The following is a 17576-nucleotide window of genomic DNA, read 5'->3' as shown; positions in this document are numbered from 1 at the left end:
TGTGACCTGCGGGGACGGCGTGTCGGATAGGCGCAGGCAGGGCCCGGTGACCAGGCTCGGTTTCACCTCTGTCCCCTCGCCCGAACCGAGCCCCGCGTGCTGTCCTATCGTGCCACCCTGCCCGTTCCCCTCGTCGTCGTGCGCCGCGTGTCGGCGTGGCTCCAGCATCACCGCACGGTCCACGACGCGCGCCCCTGGCAGCGGGCCGCGACGTGCTGGACGCAAGCCGTGTTGTTCCTGCGCTGGCTGATCAACGCCACCCCTGTTCACCGCCTCGCCGCCGACCACGGCCTGTCCCAAGCGACGGCGTACCGGTACCTGCACGAGGCCATCGACGTCGTCGCCGACCGCGCCCCCACCTTGGAAGACGTCCTTGCCGGCCAGCTCGACACCGCCGCGCCGTTCGTCTGCCTGGACGGCACCCTCATCCGCACCAACCGGTGCTCTGCCCGCTCGACCAGCGGGAACGGCGCTGTGAAGGGGTACGACATCTGGTACTCGGGCAAGCACCACGCGCACGGCGGGAACGTCCAGGTCCTCACCGACCACACCGGATTCCCGATCTGGACCAGCCCGGTCGAGCCAGGGTCCACCCACGACATCACCACTGCCCGCACCCACGCCTTCCCCCTGCTGTACCCCGCCGCCGCGAAAGGCCTTCCCACGTTGGCGGACAAGGGCTACGCCGGCGCTGGGATCGGGATCCACACCCCGATCAAGGGCCACAACCTCGACCGCGGCACCCGCACCACGAACCGACTGCTGCGCGCCCTGCGGGCCCCGGCCGAACGCGCCAACGCCATCCTCAAGCACTACCGAGCCCTACGGCACATCACCCTCGACCCAGCCCGCATCGGCGCGATCGTCGCCGCCGCCCTCGTCATTGCCACCATGACTCGAGGCCGCTGGTGAGAAAGCCTCAGTGGATCCTCACGACCGGCGCGACGCCGACCCTGTGGCGCAGCCAGGGCAACCACTACGTCCAGGTCCCCCAGCCCGCGATGCCCGCGGGCACCTTGCAGTGGGACCCCTGGGCGCTCGCGGCCGACGGCGGCACGGTGGTCCTGTGGGGGTCGTCGTTCGGCCCGACCCGTGGGTCGCAGGCGACCTCGGCTCGTCTGGCGGGCGGCCGGTGGAGCGTGACGCCCTTCTCGACCGACCCCCGCGGCCAGAGCCGGCCCGGCGTCCCGCCGCTGGTGGGCCTGGCTCAGGGCCGGTTCGTCGCGACCGTGGGGTTCCCGGGCGGCCACGTGTGGTCCACGGCATACGACCTGACCGCCGCTCCCCCGCGGCTGCTCGGTGCCACGCACGTCGCCTACCCGACCGGCGAGGAGTGGCGGACCAACGACTGGGTGGTGCGCTCGGCCGCCGACATCACCACCTGGGGCTCGCAGCGCATGTGGACGGACGCGACCTTCACGCGGCAGTCGCTGCGGGGCCTGTGCAAGCGGCTCGTCAACGGCACCACGGGCACCTGCCCCGCGCCGGAGTGGGTCGTGAGCGCAGCCACGGCCCTGCCGGACGGGCGCCAGGTCATCGGGGGCGAGGACACGGTGCCGTGGCGCCACGAGGACGGCAGCACCGGACCCGTGGTGCAGGGCGGGTTCGCGGTCGTCACCGGCCAGTCGACGCCGGTGCCCGTGGCGGGCGACCCCGGCGACGCGGTGGTGGACCTCGCGGCCCGGTCGACGGTCACGTGGGCGATCACCCGCACCGGCACGACCACGACGATCCAGCGGGCGCTGCTGCCGGCGGCGAGCAAGGCCCGGGTCGTGGGACCGCGCCGCTGACCTCCTTCCCTCTGCCGAGATCGTAAGGGTCTGGTCCACCACACGTGCACCAGACCCTCACGATCGTGGTCGGGCGGTGACAGTCAGACGTTGACCGGGTCGCTGGCGAGGTGCGCGAGCGCGGGACACGTCGGCGCGACGCGGACCTCGGCCCAGGGCAGCTGGCTCGACTCCACCAGCGCCTCCCCCAGCAGGTCCACGAGCTCGGGGTGGCGGGTGCGCACCGACGCCGCCATCGTCAGGTGACGCAGCTCGACGCGCGCCGGGCCGACCACCCCCGCGACGAAGCCGACGAGGACGCCGTCCATGGCGAGCGTCACGAGCCGGAACCCCTCCTCGGCGGCGCAGGTCTCGAGCCAGGAGCCGGCGGAGCGGTCCCCCGGGGCGACCCCGAACGGCACCCGCGCCCCCACCAGCTCCAGCTGCTGGAGCTCGTCGGTGATGTGCAGGGCCTCGTGGTCGGGGTAGAGCGTCAGGCTCAGGCCAGGTCGGCTGGTGGGCAGGGACTGGGTGTTCATGGATCGACCTCCCGGTGAAGGAAACCCGAGGGTCACCGGGGACGCCGCCGCCGACGGGCCAGGCCTGCCAGGCGGGGTGACCCCGCCTTCCCTCGAGGCGATGGACACGGGCGCACCGCGGATGCGGTGCACTGGCAGGTCTTCGGACTCGTGGGCGACGAGCCTTGCGGCTCACCGCGGCTTGCGCCGCGGTCTCCTTCACCGTCGCTTCCCAGGTGGTCGGACCCAGTGCGTATGACGATGTCGTTCCCACTCACCGCTGCGGGGCAGTCCCGGACTCGCACCGGGTTCCCTCTTGCCCCTCCCGCCGAGGCGGGAGGACCAGCACCGCCAACCTAGCCGATCCCGGTCGACCGCCCCGCAGCGACGAGCGCCATACGCCTCAGATCGTGACGCGCTCCGCCTCGGCGAGCTTGTCGGCGATGACCTCGGCGATCGCGAGCGACGCGGTGGCCGCGGGCGAGGGCGCGTTGAGGACGTGCAGCACGCGCGGGTGCTCGTGCAGGAAGTCGAAGTCCTCGACGAGCGTGCCGTCCGGACGCATCGCCTGGGCGCGGACCCCGGCGCCGGCGCGGACGACGTCCTCGACCTGCACCTCGGGCATCATCTTCTGCGTCGCCTTGACGAAGGCCTCCTTGGAGAAGGAGCGCTGCACCTCGCCGATGGAGTACTTCCAGTACTTCTGCGCGAGCCGCCAGATCCCCGGGAAGGCCGCGAGCTGCACCATGTCGCGCGGGTTGATCTGGGTCCACGAGTAGCCCTCGCGGGCCAGCGCGATCACGGCGTTGGGGCCGAGGTGGACGTGACCGTCGATGCCGCGCGTCGCGTGCACCCCGAGGAAGGGGAAGCGCGGGTCGGGCACCGGGTAGATGAGCGCGTTGCACAGGTAGGACTTCTCGGGCGTCAGCTCGTAGTACTCGCCACGGAAACCGACGATGCGGGTCTGCGGCTGCGCCCCCATCGCGCGCGCCACCAGGTCGGCGTTGAGGCCGCCGCAGGTCACGACCTGCTTGGCGACGATCGTGCCCTGGGTGGTCTCGACGGTGACGTCGTTCAGGCCCGGACGCCCCGACACGAGCGCGGTGCCGGTGCGGATCTCGCCGCCGGCGGCGCGGATGTCGTCGGCGTAGCTCTGGCACACGACCTTGTAGTCGACGACGCCGGTCACCTTGACCTGCAGCGCGGCCACGCCCTCGGCGTGCGGCTCGACCTCGCGGAACTCCTCGCGGGTCATCCACTGCGTCGGGACGTCGTTGGCCTCGCAGCGACGCTGGATCTCCTTCATCTTCTCGACCTCGTCGGCGTTGGTCGCCACGACGAGCTTGCCGTCGATCCGGTGCGGGATCCCCTTGTCCTTGAGGTACTCCACCAGGCGCACCCGCCCGTCGAAGCACAGCCGGGCCTTGTAGGACCCCGGCTTGTAGTAGACACCGGCGTGGATCACCCCGGAGTTGTTGCCGGTCTGGTGGCGGGCGATGTCGTCTTCCTTGTCGATGACGACGACGTGGGCGCCCGGCTTGCGGAGCTGGAGGGCGCGGGCCGTCGCGAGCCCGACGATGCCCCCACCGACGACGAGGACGTCAGCCTCGGTCTTCATGAATTCCCCTTTCGACGCCTCTAGTCTGGCCCGGTGAGCCCCGCGACGAGGACCGAGTCCCCAGAGTCGTCCCGAGGTGTCCGGTTTGCCTCATCCCGTCGCCAACCATGGTCACGCTGGGTTTATCTCGTATGCCGCAGTGTGGCCGCCGTCCTCGCCGTCGCCGCCCTGACGCTCACCGCCTCGCTGGTCGGCGTGGCCGTGACGAGCGTCTGGCCCACCGAGGTCTCGACCAGCTCGTACGCCGCCACGGTGCGCCTGTCGGCCGAGCCCGACCAGCTGTCCACGCTGCACGCGCCGACCCTCTTCGGCGACCTCGACCTGCGTTTCGACGGGGTGGTGCCCGCCCCGGGGATCAACGCCGTCGCACAGGTCTCCGACCGGATCACCACGGTCCTCGCCACCAAGGACCTGTCCGTCGGTGCGCTCAAGCCGACCCCCGCCGAGCTCGACCAGGTCACCTCGACCGTCGTGTCCCACGTCGGCGGCAAGTTCGCGCTCGGCGTGCTCGTCACCTGCCTCCTGGTGGCCTTCGCCATCCGGCACTGGCGCTCGCGCGACGCGGCGCTGCGGCCGTGGCGGCGGGCGGTCGTCATACCGGCTCTGGCAGCCGTACTCGCGCTCGGCGGGACGGCCGGCGCGGCGTGGACCACCTTCCAGCCCGGCCGGCTCGAGGCCGTGGGGACCAACGGGCTGCTCGGCTACGTGCGCTCCAACACCCGGATCCTCGCCGACGTGGAGGCCCGCTCGGAGCAGGCGTCCCCCTACGTCAAGAACATGCTGGCGCTGTCCGCGGCGCTGCAGGACAAGTTCGTCCCGGCCGAGCTGGCGACGCCGGCCTCCGTCAAGGTGCTCCTCGTCTCGGACATCCACGGCGCCAACGCCTATCCGCTGATGCGGCAGATCATCCAGACCGAGGGCATCACCGCCGTCGTCGACACCGGCGACCTCATCAACTTCGGGCGGGTCGAGGAGGCCGAGGCGGGCGGGCTGTTCACGGGGATCCGCTCGCTCGGGGTGCCCTACCTCTTCGTGCGCGGCAACCACGACGCCACCTCCCCCACCGACGAGGCCCTGCTGCAGCGGATGGCGCAGGTCCCCGGGGTCGTGGTGCTGCAGCCCGCGCCGCGCCGCTACACGATCGCGACGGTCGGCGGGCTGCGAGTCGGCGGCTTCAACGACCCGCGGTGGTTCGGCGACGACGGGGGCGGCGGGGCGACCTCGCAGGTGCCGGCCGCCGAGGCGTTCACCGAGGCCATGGACCAGCTGCGCGCCGGGACGGCCGTGGTGTCCACGCCCTCCTCGACCAGCGGCGCCACCGCCACCCCCAGCGGCGGCACCCCGGCGCCGACCACCCCCGGCACCAAGAGCCCCACGCCGACGCCGTCGCAGTCCGCCCTCGCCGCGGACTCCCGCCGGGGCCTGGACCTGCTCGTCACCCACGAGCCGTATGCCGCCGACCGGGTCGGCGACGCCGGCATCCGCCTCAACGGTCACATGCACTCCGCCGGGCTGCAGGGCAACCGCATCCAGGTGGGGACCTTCACCGGCGGTGGGGTCGTGTCGCACTACATCCAGGACAAGCAGGGTGGGGAGCTGTCGGGCCAGCCCTACGCCTTCGACATCCTCAGCTTCGGCGCGGACTGCCGGCTGCAGACGTTGACGCGCTACAGCTACCGCGACCTGCTCGAGGGACGCCCGGTCTACGACGACGTGCGCGCCATCAACGGCGCCGCCATCCAGGCCCCGGCACCGTCACCCGGCCGGGCCTGCCGCGCCGACGCCCCGGTCACGCTGCAGGACGTGCGTGCCGCGTCCCCCGACGAACCCGCCGCGACGAGCACGCCCTGAGCTGCGCCCCCTGGGCGGTCTCGCGGCACAGCGCGAGGCCGGCCGGCGGCCGGCTCGCATGCACAACGACGCGTCTCTGCAGGTGGGTCGCGCCTGGAGGGGCGTTGTGCATGCGAGTTCGGCGAGACGTGGGCGGGTCAGAGCTGGTCAGAGCTGGTCAGGGCTGGTCAGGGCTGGTCAGGGCGCCGGCACGACCCAGCGCTGCTGGTAGGGCTCCAGGGTGAAGTCCCACCACAGGTCGTCCCCGGTGATCGCGTCACGCAGCCCCGACAGCGGCCCGAACCGGTCGAACCCGTGCAGCGACACGTGCCGGGGCGCGTCGGTGAGGTTGGCGAGCGCCAGGCAGTGCCCCCGCGGGCCGGTGCGCAGCAGCGCGAAGACGTCGTCCCCGCCCAGGTCGAGGGCCTCGACGGGGGTCTGGGCATGCAGCTGCGGCAGCCCCTGACGGGCGCGGACCAGCTGCTGCAGCCCCTCGAAGACTCGCGCCTCCACGGCCGTCGGGTCGTGCCTCCGCTCGGCCGCCAGCCAGTCCATCGCGGGCCGGTGCACCCACCGGTTGTCCTCGGCGCGCGCCGGGTCCGCCAGGTACGACCGGTCGTTGAGCATCCCCAGCTCGTCGCCCATGTAGATCAGCGGGACGCCTCCGTGCACCAGGACCAGCCCGTGCAGCAGCAGGATCCGCCGTATGGCGAGCCCCACCGCCTCCCCGTCACCGCGCTGCCTCGCCCGCTCGAGCCCGGCCAGCGAGGCGAGGGTGCCGGAGATGCGGCGGTCGCGGGTGACGGGGTTCTCCTGGAAGACCTCGCCCTCGGCCCACGACCCGGGGTGCGCCCCGGAGTAGAAGTCGGACAGGAAGGAGCGGTGGGCGAAGCCGTCCAGGCCCACGGCGGCGGCGTTGGCGTCGGTGACGGCCCAGCCGATGTCGTCGTGGAGCCGGCTGTAGGTGAGCCACGCGACGCTCGGCGGGATCGGGGGCATCGACCGCAGCGTGTGGGTGAGGAGCCGGGCGTCCCCCTCGGCGAGCGCCGACCACAGCCCCACCATGTAGACGTTGTGGTAGGCGAGCTCGCACTCCCGGCCGGTCGCGGCGCCCTGCCCGAGGTAGGGGACCAGGTCCTCCGGGGAGACGATGGCCTCGGCGAGCAGCACCACCCCGGGCATCGCGAGCCGCGTGAACGCCCGGAAGGCCTGCAGGATCAGGTGCGCCTCCGGCTGGTTCTGGCAGGTGGTGCCGAGCCGCTTCCACATGAACGCGACGGCGTCGAGGCGCACGACCTCGACCCCGGCGTTGCCGAGGTGGCAGATGACGTCGAGCATCTCCTCGAGCACGCGCGGGTTGGTGTAGTCGAGGTCCCACTGGTAGTCGTTGAAGGTCGTCCACACCCACGCGTCGGCCTCGGGCACCCAGGTGAAGCTGCCGGGCGCGAAGTCGGGGAAGACCTCGGGCAGCGACTGCTCCCACTGGTCGGGCATCGTCCGGTCGGGGTAGAAGAAGTAGTAGTCCCGGTAGGCCAGGTCCTCGGCCGTCTCGCCGGCGACCGCCCGCCGCGCCCACTCGTGCTCGCGGGCGGTGTGGTTGCAGACGAGGTCCACGACCAGGGAGATCCCCCGGCCGCGCAGCGTGGTCGCGAGGTCCCGCAGCTCCGCCATGGACCCCAGCCGGGGGTCGGTCTCGCGGTAGTCCACGACGGCGTAGCCACCGTCGTTGGGTCCCTCCCGGGGTGCGAGCACCGGCATCAGGTGCAGGTAGGTCACGCCCTGCTCGGCGAGGTAGTCGAGCCGGGACGGCAGCGTCGCGAAGGACCCGCTGAACCGGTCGGTGTAGCAGACGTAACCGACCATGTCGTGGCGCTGGAACCAGTCGGGCTGGGAGAGCCGCCGCTGGTCCAGGACCCGCAGGTCCTCGGCGCGGTCCAGGTAGGCGCGGGCCACGACCGTCACGAGCCGGTCCAGGACGACGGGCAGGTCCTCGCGATCGGCATACAGCTCGGTGACCGGCCGGGCCAGGTCCGGCCACAGGGTGTGCAGCCTGGCCTCGAAGGTGGCCTGCGCGAAGCCGTCGAGCTCGGCCCACCCGGGCAGCGAGCGGTAGGAGCGGGGGACCGCGGGCCAGTGCGAGGGTGCCGACATGCGCACCATGGTGGCATCGAGGACCCGGGCGCGTGCATCGGTGTTTGCCGTCAGGGATGATGGACCCGTGAGTGCGACGGAGCATCAGGAGATCGAGCGCAAGTATGCCGTCGACGCCGGGGCGGTGCTGCCGTCCCTCGTCACGCTGCCCGGGGTGGACGACGTCTCGCGGCGGGGCCCGGACGAGCTGGACGCCGTCTACCTCGACACCGACGACCTGGCGCTCGCGCGGGCCCGGATCACGCTGCGCCGCCGCACCGGCGGCAAGGACGCCGGCTGGCACCTGAAGCTCCCCGCCAAGAAGGACGTGCGTCGCGAGCTGCACGCCCCGCTCGAGGACCACGACGTCGACCTCGCGGACCTGCAGGTCCCGGCCGAGCTGCTGCCCCACGTGCTGGCGCACACCCGGGGCCGCGCGCTCACGCCGGTGGTGCGGCTCACGAACCGCCGCACCACCACCGAGCTGCGGTCCGGCGGCGAGGAGCACAGGTTCCTCGCGGAGGTGGCCTGCGACGAGGTCACCGCGACCCCGCTGCGCGAGGGCGTGGAGCCGTCGTCCTGGAGCGAGTGGGAGGTCGAGCTCGTCGACGGCCCGGTGCCGCTGCTCGACGCCGTCGAGCGCCTGCTGACGTGCGCCGGCGCCCGCCCCGCCCAGGGCCCGTCCAAGCTCGTGCGCGCCCTCGGCCCGCTCGCCCCCCAGCCGCCCGCGATCCACGCCGTCCCCGCCAAGCCCACCGCCGGGCAGGTGATGATGGCGGCCCTGCAGACCACCGTCGAGCGCCTCAAGGCCGAGGACGCCGGGGCGCGCCTGTCCGCCCCCGACGCGGTGCACCAGATGCGGGTCGCGACGCGGCGGCTGCGGACGCTGTTGTCGACATACGGCCCGCTCCTGGACGAGGAGCTGACCACCCACCTGCGTGCCGAGCTCAAGGTGCTGGCCGACACCCTCGGCGGCGTCCGCGACGCCGAGGTGATGCGCGACCGGCTGCTCGCGCTCGTGGAGTCCCAGCCCTCCCAGTCGGTCCTGGGCCCGGTGGCCGGGCGCATCGACACCGAGCTGACCAAGGACTACGACCGCGCCCACGCGCGGCTGGTCCGGGGCCTGGAGCACGAGCGCTACTACGCCCTGCTCGACGAGCTGGACGCGCTGGTCGCCAGCCCGCCCCTGACCCCGCTCGCCGACGAGCGCGCCACGCTGGTCGTCCCCCGGCTCCTCGGCCGCGACTGGCGACGGATGCGCCGCGCGGTCCGGCACGCCTCGGCCGCCGACGACCCGGCGCGTGCCGAGACCGCCCTGCACGAGGTCCGCAAGGGCGCCAAGCGACTGCGCTACGCCGCGGAATCCACGACCGTCGTGCTCGGGATCCGCGGCAAGCAGCTCGCCAAGCGCAGTGCCGACCTGTCCGACATCCTCGGCGAGCACCAGGACAGCGTCATCACCCAGGAGGCGCTGCGGGACCTGGGGCTGCGCGCGCAGCGCCACGGCGAGCCGTCCTACACCTACGGCCGGCTCGAGGGGCTCGAGGAGTCCACCCGGGGCGACCTGTCCGGGAAGGCCTACCGCAAGGCCCTCGGACGCGTCGGCAAGCGTCGCCTCAAGGGCTGGAAGCAGGTCTGAGCGTGCTCGCAGGAGCGGTGCTCCTCGGGCTCCTCATCGGCGTCGTCATGGGCGCCCTCGGCGGCGGCGGCGCGATCCTGCTGGTCCCGGTGCTCGTCTACCTCCTGCACCTGCCACCGCTCGCCGCCACCACGACCTCGCTGGTCGTCGTCGGGGTGTCCTCCCTGGTCTCGGCCTGGTCGGCCGGTCGCCGCGGCCTCGTCGACGGTCGTATGGCGGGCGCCTTCGTGATCGCCGGGGTGCTGGGCTCCGCCGTCGGCACCCGCGCCTCGCATCTTGTGCCGCAGGACGTGCTCATGGGGATGTTCGGGGTGCTGCTGCTCGTCGTGGCGGGGCTGATGCTCCGGCGCGCCCGCTCGCCGCAGGAGCCCGACGCCGGCTCGCCGCAGGAGCCCGGCGCCGGCTCGCCGCAGGAGCCCGACGCCGGCCCGCCGCAGGAGCCCGGCGCCGACCCGCGGGAGGTCGTGACCGGTCTGCGGGCGCGGGGCCCGCGCTGGGGGCGGCTCGTCGCGGCGGCCACGGGCGTGGGGCTGCTGACGGGGTTCTTCGGGGTCGGCGGGGGTTTCGCGATCGTGCCGGCGCTGACCCTGCTGCTGGACGTGCCGATCTCCCTCGCCGTCGGGACGTCCCTGCTGGTCATCGCCGGCAACTCGGTCACCTCGCTGGTGTGGCGGCTGGACACGCTGGGCCGGCTCGACGCGCCGCTGACGACCGCGCTGACCGTGGCGATGGTGGTCGGCGGGCTGCTCGGGGGCCGGGTCGGTCGGCGGACGTCGGCGGCGCGGCTGCAGCGGGCCTTCGGGGCGCTGCTGGTGGTCGTCGCCGGGTTCACGCTGCTGGAGAGCTGGCGCTGAGGGAGTCTCGCCGCCCCACCCCCCGTCTCGCCCTGCCTCCCCCGTCTCGCCCTGCGTCCCCCGTCTCGACCTGCAATCCCCGTCTCCGGCTGCAGCCCCAGACGGAGACTGGCCGCCGAAACCGGGAACGGCCACCGAGACCGGTGGCGGCAGCCGAGACCGGGAACGGCCCCTCGCCCTCCGTCCCCGTCTTGACCAGCCTCCCCCGTCTCCCCTTCCATCCCCCGTCTTGACCTGCAGTCCCCGTCTCCGGCTGCAGCCCCAGACGGAAACTGGCCACCCAGACCGGGAACGGCCACCAAGACCGGGAGCGGCAGCCGAGACCGGGAACGGCCACCGAGACCGGGAGCGGCCCCTCGCCCTCCGTCCCCCGTCTTGACCAGCCTCCCCCGTCTCCCCTTCCATCCCCCGTCTTGACCTGCAGTCCCCGTCTCCGGCTGCAGCCCCAGACGGAAACTGGCCACCGAGACCGGGAACGGCCACCAAGACCGCAACCGGCCCCTCGCCCTCCGTCCCCCGTCTGGACCTCCATCCCCCGTCTCGCCCTCCATCCCCCGTCTGGACCTCCATCCCCCGTCTCCCCTTCCATCCCCCGTCTTGCCCTGCAGTCCCCGTCTCCGGCTGCAGCCCCAGACGGAGACTGGCCACCGAGACCGGAAACGGCGGCCGAGACCGGGAGCGGCCGCGGGCCATCCGCCTGGCCGCGATTGCCGACTCGCCGGGGTTGCTGATCGGTCTCCCCGTGTAGACGCCGACTCGCCGACGTTGGAGATCGTGGTCGTGCGGCCTGACGTGTCGGCCGGCGCTGAGGGCGGTCGACCCGGGCCGCCCCGCCCGAACCGGCGTGCGCGCCACCTGATAGGACTGGGACATCACCGGCTCGACGAGGAGAGACCATGTCGCAGCACCGCCGCACCGTGACCATCGCCGCCCCCGCCGCAAGTACCTGGGCCTACCTGAGCGACCCGCGCAACCTGCCCGACTTCATGCCGCGCATGCGGCGCGTCGAGCCACGGCCGGACGGGACCGTCCAGGTGACCGCCGTGGTCACCCCGGACGGCACGCGCGAGCTCGAGGTGCAGGGCACCGCCTGGCTGCGCGTCGAGGAGGACGCCCGGGCGATGGAGTGGGGCTCCGAGCGACACAGCTACCACGGCAGCCTCACCGTCACCGGCGACGACCCGTCGGAGCTCGAGATCACGCTCAGCACAGAGCATGGCGACCCCGCCACCATCGACCTCGGGCTGGACCAGGCGCTCTCGGCGATCGCCGCCCGGATCGAGGCCCGCACCGCCTGACCAGCCAGCCGCTCAGGTCTGGCCCAGCCGCTCAGGTCCAGCCAGCCGCCCAGGTCCGGCCCGTCGCTCAGTCCGGCGCGCCCTCGGCCGACAGCTCCCCGGCTGCGCCGCGCGCCTGGGTCTCCCGTGCCTCCTCGGTCGGCGGCAGCGGCAGGTTGACCGCGCGCAGCGTGGCGTTGGCGAAGGCGACGATCGGGACCGCGAAGAGCGCCCCCGCCACCCCCGCGATCGAGGTCCCCGCCAGCACCGAGAGGGCCACGCCGAGGGGGTGGACCTCGACGTTGCGGCTCATGATCAGCGGCTGCAGGAGGTGGGCCTCCAGCTGCACCAGCACGACGATGGTGATGGCGACCACGAGGGCCGCCCCGGGGCCGTGCTCGATGAGGCTGACGGCGATGCAGAAGCAACCGGTGACCGTCATACCGATCAGGGGGATGAAGGAGCCCACGAAGATCAGCACGGACAGGGCGACCGCCATCGGCACGTCGAGCACGTGCAGCACGACGTAGATGGTCGTGGCGTGCAGCGTCGCGATGATGGTGACGCCGCGCATGTAGCCACCGAGGGTGTGCCAGCCGACCCGGCCGACCTGGTCGACCCGGCGCCGCGAGCCCGAGGGCAGCAGCCCGATCACCCAGCGCCAGATGACCTCGCCGTCGCGCAGCAGGAAGAAGGTGCTGAGGAGCAGCAGCAGCCCCCCGGCGACGACCTCCGACAGCGTGGAGACGGTGGTGATGGCGCCCGAGAGCAGGGTGCCCTGGTTCTTGGAGACGGTGTCGGAGGCCTCCTGGAGGTACTTCTCGACCTGCTTGTCGCTCATGTGCAGCGGACCGGCCCGCAGCCACTGCGCCGTCTGGTCGATGAACTGCGAGAACTGCTGCGCCATCCGCGGCCAGTTGGCCGTGATCTGCATGACCACGAAGGTCACGATCGCGCCGATCACGACGATGCCGAGCAGCAGCGCGAGGAAGGCCGCCAGCGAGTGCGGGACCCGCGCGCCGTGGTGCAGCCGGCGCTGCACCGGCGAGAGCACCGCGGTGAGCAGCAGCGCCACGACGAAGGGGATCGTCACGATGGGGGCCGCCGCGAGCCCCCGCGCGACGAGGTAGACCGCCGCGACGATCAGGATGAGGCGCCAGCTCCAGGCGGCCGCCACCCGCACCGCGGTGGGGATCGGGTTGGCGTCGTCGTCGGAGCGCTCCGGCACCGTCACGTGCACGGTCGGCGCGACCGCCTGGGTGCCCCACTGCGACGGCGGCGGCGCGTCGAGCCGGGCCCGCACGGTCCGGGTGACCGAGCCGAGCGCGCCTCGCAGCCGCCCCGGGTCACCAGGGTCGGCGGCCGCGTCCCCACGGCCCCCCGGCGGCGTCGCGTCGTCCTGATCCATGTCGGTCCTCTCGTCCCCCGGCGCTGTCACGCGAGTCATTGTGCCGGGTCCTCCCGGATGCTCCCTGCGGGTCCGCTCAGAACCTCCCGGCGCGCCGCAGCGGCGCCGGTCGGCCGTCCGGGTCGTGCACCCAGCGGTAGACCAGCCGCGCCCAGGCCCGCGTCACCGGCCCCTGCTCCACCGGCGCCAGCCGGCGCAGCCGCCCGGGGGGTCGCTCCCCCACCTCGCCCCCGGCGTGCCACTCGTCGAGGCGGCGGGCGCAGGCGGCATACGCCGCGAACGTCCCCTCGGCGGTGAGGCAGTCGGCCATCACGTCGGCCAGCTCCGCGTCGCTCGGGTCCGGTGACAGCTCCCGGCCCAGGTGCTCCGCCGCGAGGCGCAGCCGCAGGCGACGGGCGTAGGCGCTGTGGTCGCCGCCCTCGTCGTCCCACACCACCGCGGACAGCTCGGAGTCGTGGGTCCACGAGCGGCGGTTGAAGTTGTCCGAGCCGATCGTGGCCCAGCGGTCGTCCATCACGCAGACCTTGGCGTGGACGTAGACCGGCGTGCCGGCAGAGTTCTCCAGCCCGTATGCCGCCACCCGGTCGCCGCCGGCCCGCGTGATGAGGTCCAGCGCCTTGTGCCGGCCGTAGAGCTGCGGGATCCGCGACAGTGGGCTGCTCTGGTCGGGCATCTGGGGCAGCACCGCGATGACGTGCAGGTCCGGGCTGGTGGACAGGGTCTCCACGAACTGCTCGGCGACGTCGGCGGACCAGAGGTACTGGTCCTCGATGTAGATGAGGTGGTCCGCCCGCTCCAGCGCCTTGGAGTAGCCGCGCGCCACGCTGCGCTCGCCACCCCGGGCGAAGGGGTAGTCGCGGCCGTGCCGCAGGTCGGGGTAGGTCCGCAGCAGCTGGACGTGATGGGTGGAGCCGGGCACCGGTGGCGGGGGCGGCGCCTGGGCCGGCAGCGGGTCGGGCCTGGTGTCGTCGCCGCGCATCCGGTCGGCGGTCATCCGGATCGGGCTCCGGGACAAGGGGGTCGGGTCGGTCCAGCGCTCCCGGAAGACGGTCTCCACGTCGTGCACCACCGGCCCCTGCAGCCGCACCTGGGCATCGTGCCAGGGCGGGCTGTCGCCGAAGTCCTCCGCCATCGCCTGGGCCTGCGGGTCCCCGCCGTGGTCCGCGTCGTCGCGCCGGGAGTGGCACAGGTCGATGCCGCCGACGTAGGCGACGTCCCGCGTGGGGTCGTCGCGGTGGCGGATCACGACGAGCTTCTGGTGGTGGGAGCCGCCGGTGCGCACCCGCATGTCGAGCAGCACCTCGGCGCCGGCGCTCTGCAGCTGCTCGCCGAAGCGGCGGTTCTCGGTGCCGGAGAAGGACAGCTTGTCCCAGTGGGAGCGCCACACCAGGCCCCGGACGTCGACGCCGCGGCGGGCGGCCCGGGCGAGCACCGCCGCCACCTCGGAGTTGGGGTCCCCCGCGACGAACCTCTCGTCGGGGTCGCCACGCCAGTCGGTGAACCACACCAGGTCACCCGGGCCGGTCGCCTCGATGCGCTCGTAGAGCTCGGCGAAGTAGGTCGCGCCGTGGATCAGCGGGGTCGCCCGGTCCCCGTCGCTCCACGCCTGGTCCCCCGGGTGCCGGTCGTCGATCGTGGTGCGCGGGTTGGCCCGGTCGGCCTTGGTGATCAACCATTCTCGGATCGGCATGACCCCCATACTGGCGCGTATGCCGCCCGCCCGTCACCCGTTGGCGGCGATCAGCGCCACCGCGAGGGCACACCCGACCAGGCCGGCCACCTGGGTGCGGGAGGCGCGCTCGGCGAGGACGAGCATCGCCAGGAGCACGGTGAACGCCGGGTAGAGCGACGCCACGACCGGCACCACGGTGAGCCCGCCGCCCGCCGCCCCCGCCAGGAAGTAGGTCAGCGACCCCAGCGAGCCCGTCACCCCCACCACCCACGCGGGAAGCGCGGCGCGGACGCTGCCCGCGGGCCGCGCGCGGGCGACGAGCAGCCACATCGCCGCCAGCGACACCAGCTGGCAGACCGCGACGGGCCACGAGCCCGAGCCGGACCCTGCTCGGGCCAGCGCGATGAAGAACACCGCGAAGCCGACCCCCGCGAGCAGGCCGTCGCGCACCCCGGCGTGGGGGTCGGGGCGGTGGGCGGGCGGCATACGTGGCTGGTCAGGATCGACGAGGTGGGCCTCGCCGGGGACCGAGCCCGGCTCGCTCTCGCCCGCGGCGACGGCCCACACGGCGGGCAGGGCGAGGAGGATGCCGACGAGGCCGAGGGCGGTGGGGCGCTCGCCAAGGGCGACCCCGAGGAGCACCGGGAGCCCGGCCGCGCAGACCGCCGAGAGCGGGCCGGCGACGTGCATGGCGCCGCGGGCCAGGCCCCGCATGAGCATCAGCGTGCCGGAGCAGTGCCCGGTCGCGGCGACGGCACCCCACAGCACCGCGGTCTGGGTGAGCGGCTGACGCTGGGCCAGCGCCACGGCCGTGATGCCGACCGCGGAGAACGTCTGGGCCACGGCGGCGACCAGCAGGAAGTGGCGCCGCCGCGACTGGACCCCCGACAGGAAGTCCGAGACGCCGTAGAGGACGGCCGAGACGAGGGCGTAGGCGATGGCGACCACGGCCCCAGAACCTACCTGAGGTGGTCAGACGCGGAAGGGGACGCCCGTCATCTCCTCGCACAGCTGCCACAGCTGCGCCGCCTTGCGCCGGTCGTGGGAGGCGGCGGTCGACCCCACGGTCCGCGGGTGACCCTGCGCCTCCATGAAGCCGTCCGGCCCCACGAAGGACCCGCCCGGCAGGTCGTCGACCGTCGCGGCGTAGAGCTCCGGCAGCGCACCGTCCGCCGCCGACTGCGCCACCGAGCGCACCTTGTTGGTGCGCACCATCGCCCGGTCCAGCCAGCCGCTGCCGGTGCGTCCCTGCAGGTTGGTGTCGGAGTAGCCCGGGTGCGCCGCCATCGACCGCAGCGGGGACCGCGCCCCCGTCAGCCGCCGCTGCAGCTCGTAGGCCAGCATCAGGTCGGCCAGCTTGCTCTGGCCATAGGCGATCCAGGGGTTGTAGCGCCGCCGCTCGAAGCTGGGGTCGGCCAGGTCGATGCGCCCGATCCGGTGCATCAGCGACGACAGCCACACGACCCGGTCGGTCAGCCGCGGCAGCAGCTGCGCGGTCAGCGCGAAGTGCCCGAGCACGTTGGTGCCCAGCTGCATCTCGAAGCCGTCCTCGGTGCGCGAGAACGGCACCGCCATCACCCCGGCGTTGTTGATCAGCGTCTCGATGCGCCAGTCGGCCACGCCCTCCGCGAAGTCCCGCACCGACGCGAGCGAGGCCAGGTCCAGCCGGCGCACCTCGGCGCCGCCCGTCCCGCTCAGGTCCAGCGACGCCCGCGCCGCCTCGCCCTTGGCGGTGTCGCGGCAGGCCATGACGACATACGCGCCCTTGGCGACCAGCGCGCGGGTCGTCTCCAGACCCAGCCCCGAGTTGGCGCCGGTGACGACGAAGACCCGGCCGGTCTGGTCAGGGATGTCCGTGGAGGTCCAGGTGCTCATGGGTCCAGTCTGCGCCATCCGGATGACCTCCCACCGACCTCGCGACGAACTCCTCGCGGCCTGCCGGTCACATCAGATCGCCATCGCCCCGCGGGCGACCTCCTTGACGTAGCCGCCGAGCGACACCTGCCCGGCGTCGTCGATGTCGAGCAGGATCATGGAGGGACGCTCGATCTCGCGGCCCTGGTAGACGCGGTAGGTCTGGTCGCGGACGTCGCGGGACACCAGCACCTCCCCGAGGCGGCCGGCGCCGGACGCGGTGGCCGCGACCTCGAGGACACCGCCGAGCGGGCCGTAGAACATGCGCGACTCCACGTCGCCGTCCTCACGGAAGGCCCACACGTAGATCTGCGGCTCCACGTGCAGGAGCATGGCGTACTGGTGCAGCAGCCGCGCGTCGATCAAGGCGTCGTGGACGTCCTCGGCGGTGGCGAGCTGCAGCACGATCGTCGAGCGCGTGAAGGTGACCTTGACGGTGGGGTCGACGATGGCGGGCATCTTGCGCCCCACCAGGCCGGCGAGGAATCGCTTCTCGGTGTGGATGGGCTCGATCACGGACGTGCGGCCGAGCATCGTCCAGTGGTCGCCGGAGTCGATCACCTGGATGCGCTGCTTCTTGCCGACCAGGGTGATGTCGCCCTCGCCGCCGTGCATGTCCCGGACGACCTGGGCCGTGGCCATCGAGGCGCTCCCCGCGAAGCCGGACGCCCCCTCGGGCTGGTAGAAGCGGACCGTGGGGTTGCCGTCGGCGTCCTTGCCGGTGATGAACGAGCACTCGCACCCGAGCTGACGGGCGGTCTGCCTCATGGTCTCCTCGTCGAGACCGGAGGCGTCCGTGAACACCGCCACGGCGTTGCCGGAGAAGAGGTCCTCCTGCGTGGTGAACACGTTGAGAATGCGGTAGTCGGAAGGCATGGCCTCAGGGTATAGGCCCGCCGTGGACCCGTCCTGAGGAGCGTCGGGACGGGGCCGTGTGACGGTGGTCG

Annotated in this window: 14 protein-coding genes and 1 riboswitch; of the genes, 6 read left to right on the top strand and 8 right to left on the bottom strand. The window is 73.1% G+C overall.

The window, feature by feature from the left end; genetic code table 11:
* The first annotated feature begins 96 nt into the window (after positions 1-96).
* On the top strand, positions 97-912 hold the full coding sequence (locus tag ADJ73_RS06695; RefSeq protein WP_050347627.1) for a transposase family protein: 816 nt from the start codon (positions 97-99) through the stop codon (positions 910-912).
* Positions 909-1790 (top strand): hypothetical protein, encoded by an 882-nt coding sequence (locus tag ADJ73_RS06690; RefSeq protein WP_050347626.1) that lies wholly within the window; start codon positions 909-911, stop codon positions 1788-1790. Before ADJ73_RS06695 ends, ADJ73_RS06690 begins: the two co-directional genes overlap by 4 nt.
* Before the next feature lie 83 nt (positions 1791-1873).
* On the opposite strand, the gene ADJ73_RS06685 is transcribed toward ADJ73_RS06690, so the two are convergent.
* Both ADJ73_RS06685 and lhgO read right to left on the bottom strand, forming a co-directional pair.
* Positions 1874-2308 carry a hypothetical protein gene (locus ADJ73_RS06685; RefSeq protein WP_050347625.1) on the bottom strand — a complete coding sequence of 145 codons (435 nt, stop codon included), beginning with the start codon at positions 2306-2308 and terminating at the stop codon, positions 1874-1876.
* Between the two features lie 116 nt (positions 2309-2424).
* Positions 2425-2649: riboswitch (cobalamin riboswitch) on the bottom strand.
* Between the two features lie 41 nt (positions 2650-2690).
* Positions 2691-3905: an L-2-hydroxyglutarate oxidase gene (gene lhgO, locus ADJ73_RS06680; protein ID WP_050347624.1), complete on the bottom strand. Its 1215-nt coding sequence runs from the start codon at positions 3903-3905 to the stop codon at positions 2691-2693.
* A gap of 141 nt (positions 3906-4046) precedes the next feature.
* On the opposite strand from lhgO, the gene ADJ73_RS06675 reads away from it, so the two are divergent.
* The gene (locus ADJ73_RS06675) at positions 4047-5756 is read left to right on the top strand and encodes a metallophosphoesterase family protein (protein ID WP_050347623.1); all 1710 of its coding nucleotides are present in this window, start codon (positions 4047-4049) and stop codon (positions 5754-5756) included.
* A 177-nt stretch (positions 5757-5933) separates the two neighbouring features.
* Here the strand turns inward: ADJ73_RS06675 and ADJ73_RS06670 are convergent, their stop codons facing one another.
* Entirely contained in the window at positions 5934-7886 is a 1953-nt protein-coding gene (locus tag ADJ73_RS06670; RefSeq protein ID WP_156188147.1) for an amylosucrase, read from the bottom strand.
* A 67-nt stretch (positions 7887-7953) separates the two neighbouring features.
* Between ADJ73_RS06670 and ADJ73_RS06665 the strand changes: the two genes are divergently transcribed.
* From ADJ73_RS06665 to ADJ73_RS06655, 3 genes are all read left to right on the top strand, one after another.
* Positions 7954-9504 (top strand): CYTH and CHAD domain-containing protein, encoded by a 1551-nt coding sequence (locus ADJ73_RS06665; RefSeq protein ID WP_050347621.1) that lies wholly within the window; start codon positions 7954-7956, stop codon positions 9502-9504.
* 2 nt (positions 9505-9506) lie between these two features.
* The gene (locus ADJ73_RS06660) at positions 9507-10358 is read left to right on the top strand and encodes a sulfite exporter TauE/SafE family protein (RefSeq protein ID WP_253272685.1); all 852 of its coding nucleotides are present in this window, start codon (positions 9507-9509) and stop codon (positions 10356-10358) included.
* A gap of 896 nt (positions 10359-11254) precedes the next feature.
* On the top strand, positions 11255-11656 hold the full coding sequence (locus tag ADJ73_RS06655; RefSeq protein ID WP_050347620.1) for an SRPBCC family protein: 402 nt from the start codon (positions 11255-11257) through the stop codon (positions 11654-11656).
* A gap of 67 nt (positions 11657-11723) precedes the next feature.
* On the opposite strand, the gene ADJ73_RS06650 is transcribed toward ADJ73_RS06655, so the two are convergent.
* The 5 genes from ADJ73_RS06650 to ADJ73_RS06630 form a co-directional block, all read right to left on the bottom strand.
* Positions 11724-13043, bottom strand: coding sequence for an AI-2E family transporter (locus tag ADJ73_RS06650; RefSeq protein WP_050347619.1), 1320 nt, complete (start codon positions 13041-13043; stop codon positions 11724-11726).
* Positions 13044-13119: 76 nt separating this feature from the next.
* Entirely contained in the window at positions 13120-14733 is a 1614-nt protein-coding gene (locus ADJ73_RS06645; RefSeq protein ID WP_050349289.1) for a phospholipase D family protein, read from the bottom strand.
* A 33-nt stretch (positions 14734-14766) separates the two neighbouring features.
* Positions 14767-15663, bottom strand: a complete 897-nt coding sequence (locus ADJ73_RS06640; RefSeq protein WP_050347618.1) for a DMT family transporter — start codon at positions 15661-15663, stop codon at positions 14767-14769.
* A gap of 24 nt (positions 15664-15687) precedes the next feature.
* Positions 15688-16590 carry an oxidoreductase gene (locus ADJ73_RS06635; protein WP_050347617.1) on the bottom strand — a complete coding sequence of 301 codons (903 nt, stop codon included), beginning with the start codon at positions 16588-16590 and terminating at the stop codon, positions 15688-15690.
* Between the two features lie 72 nt (positions 16591-16662).
* Positions 16663-17505, bottom strand: a complete 843-nt coding sequence (locus tag ADJ73_RS06630) for a PhzF family phenazine biosynthesis protein (protein WP_050347616.1) — start codon at positions 17503-17505, stop codon at positions 16663-16665.
* Positions 17506-17576: the final 71 nt, after the last annotated feature.

The organism is Arsenicicoccus sp. oral taxon 190 (genome assembly GCF_001189535.1).
Lineage (GTDB): Bacteria > Actinomycetota > Actinomycetes > Actinomycetales > Dermatophilaceae > Arsenicicoccus.
The sequence above is the reverse complement of the archived record's forward strand: the minus strand, read 5'-3'. Positions and strand labels throughout refer to the sequence as shown.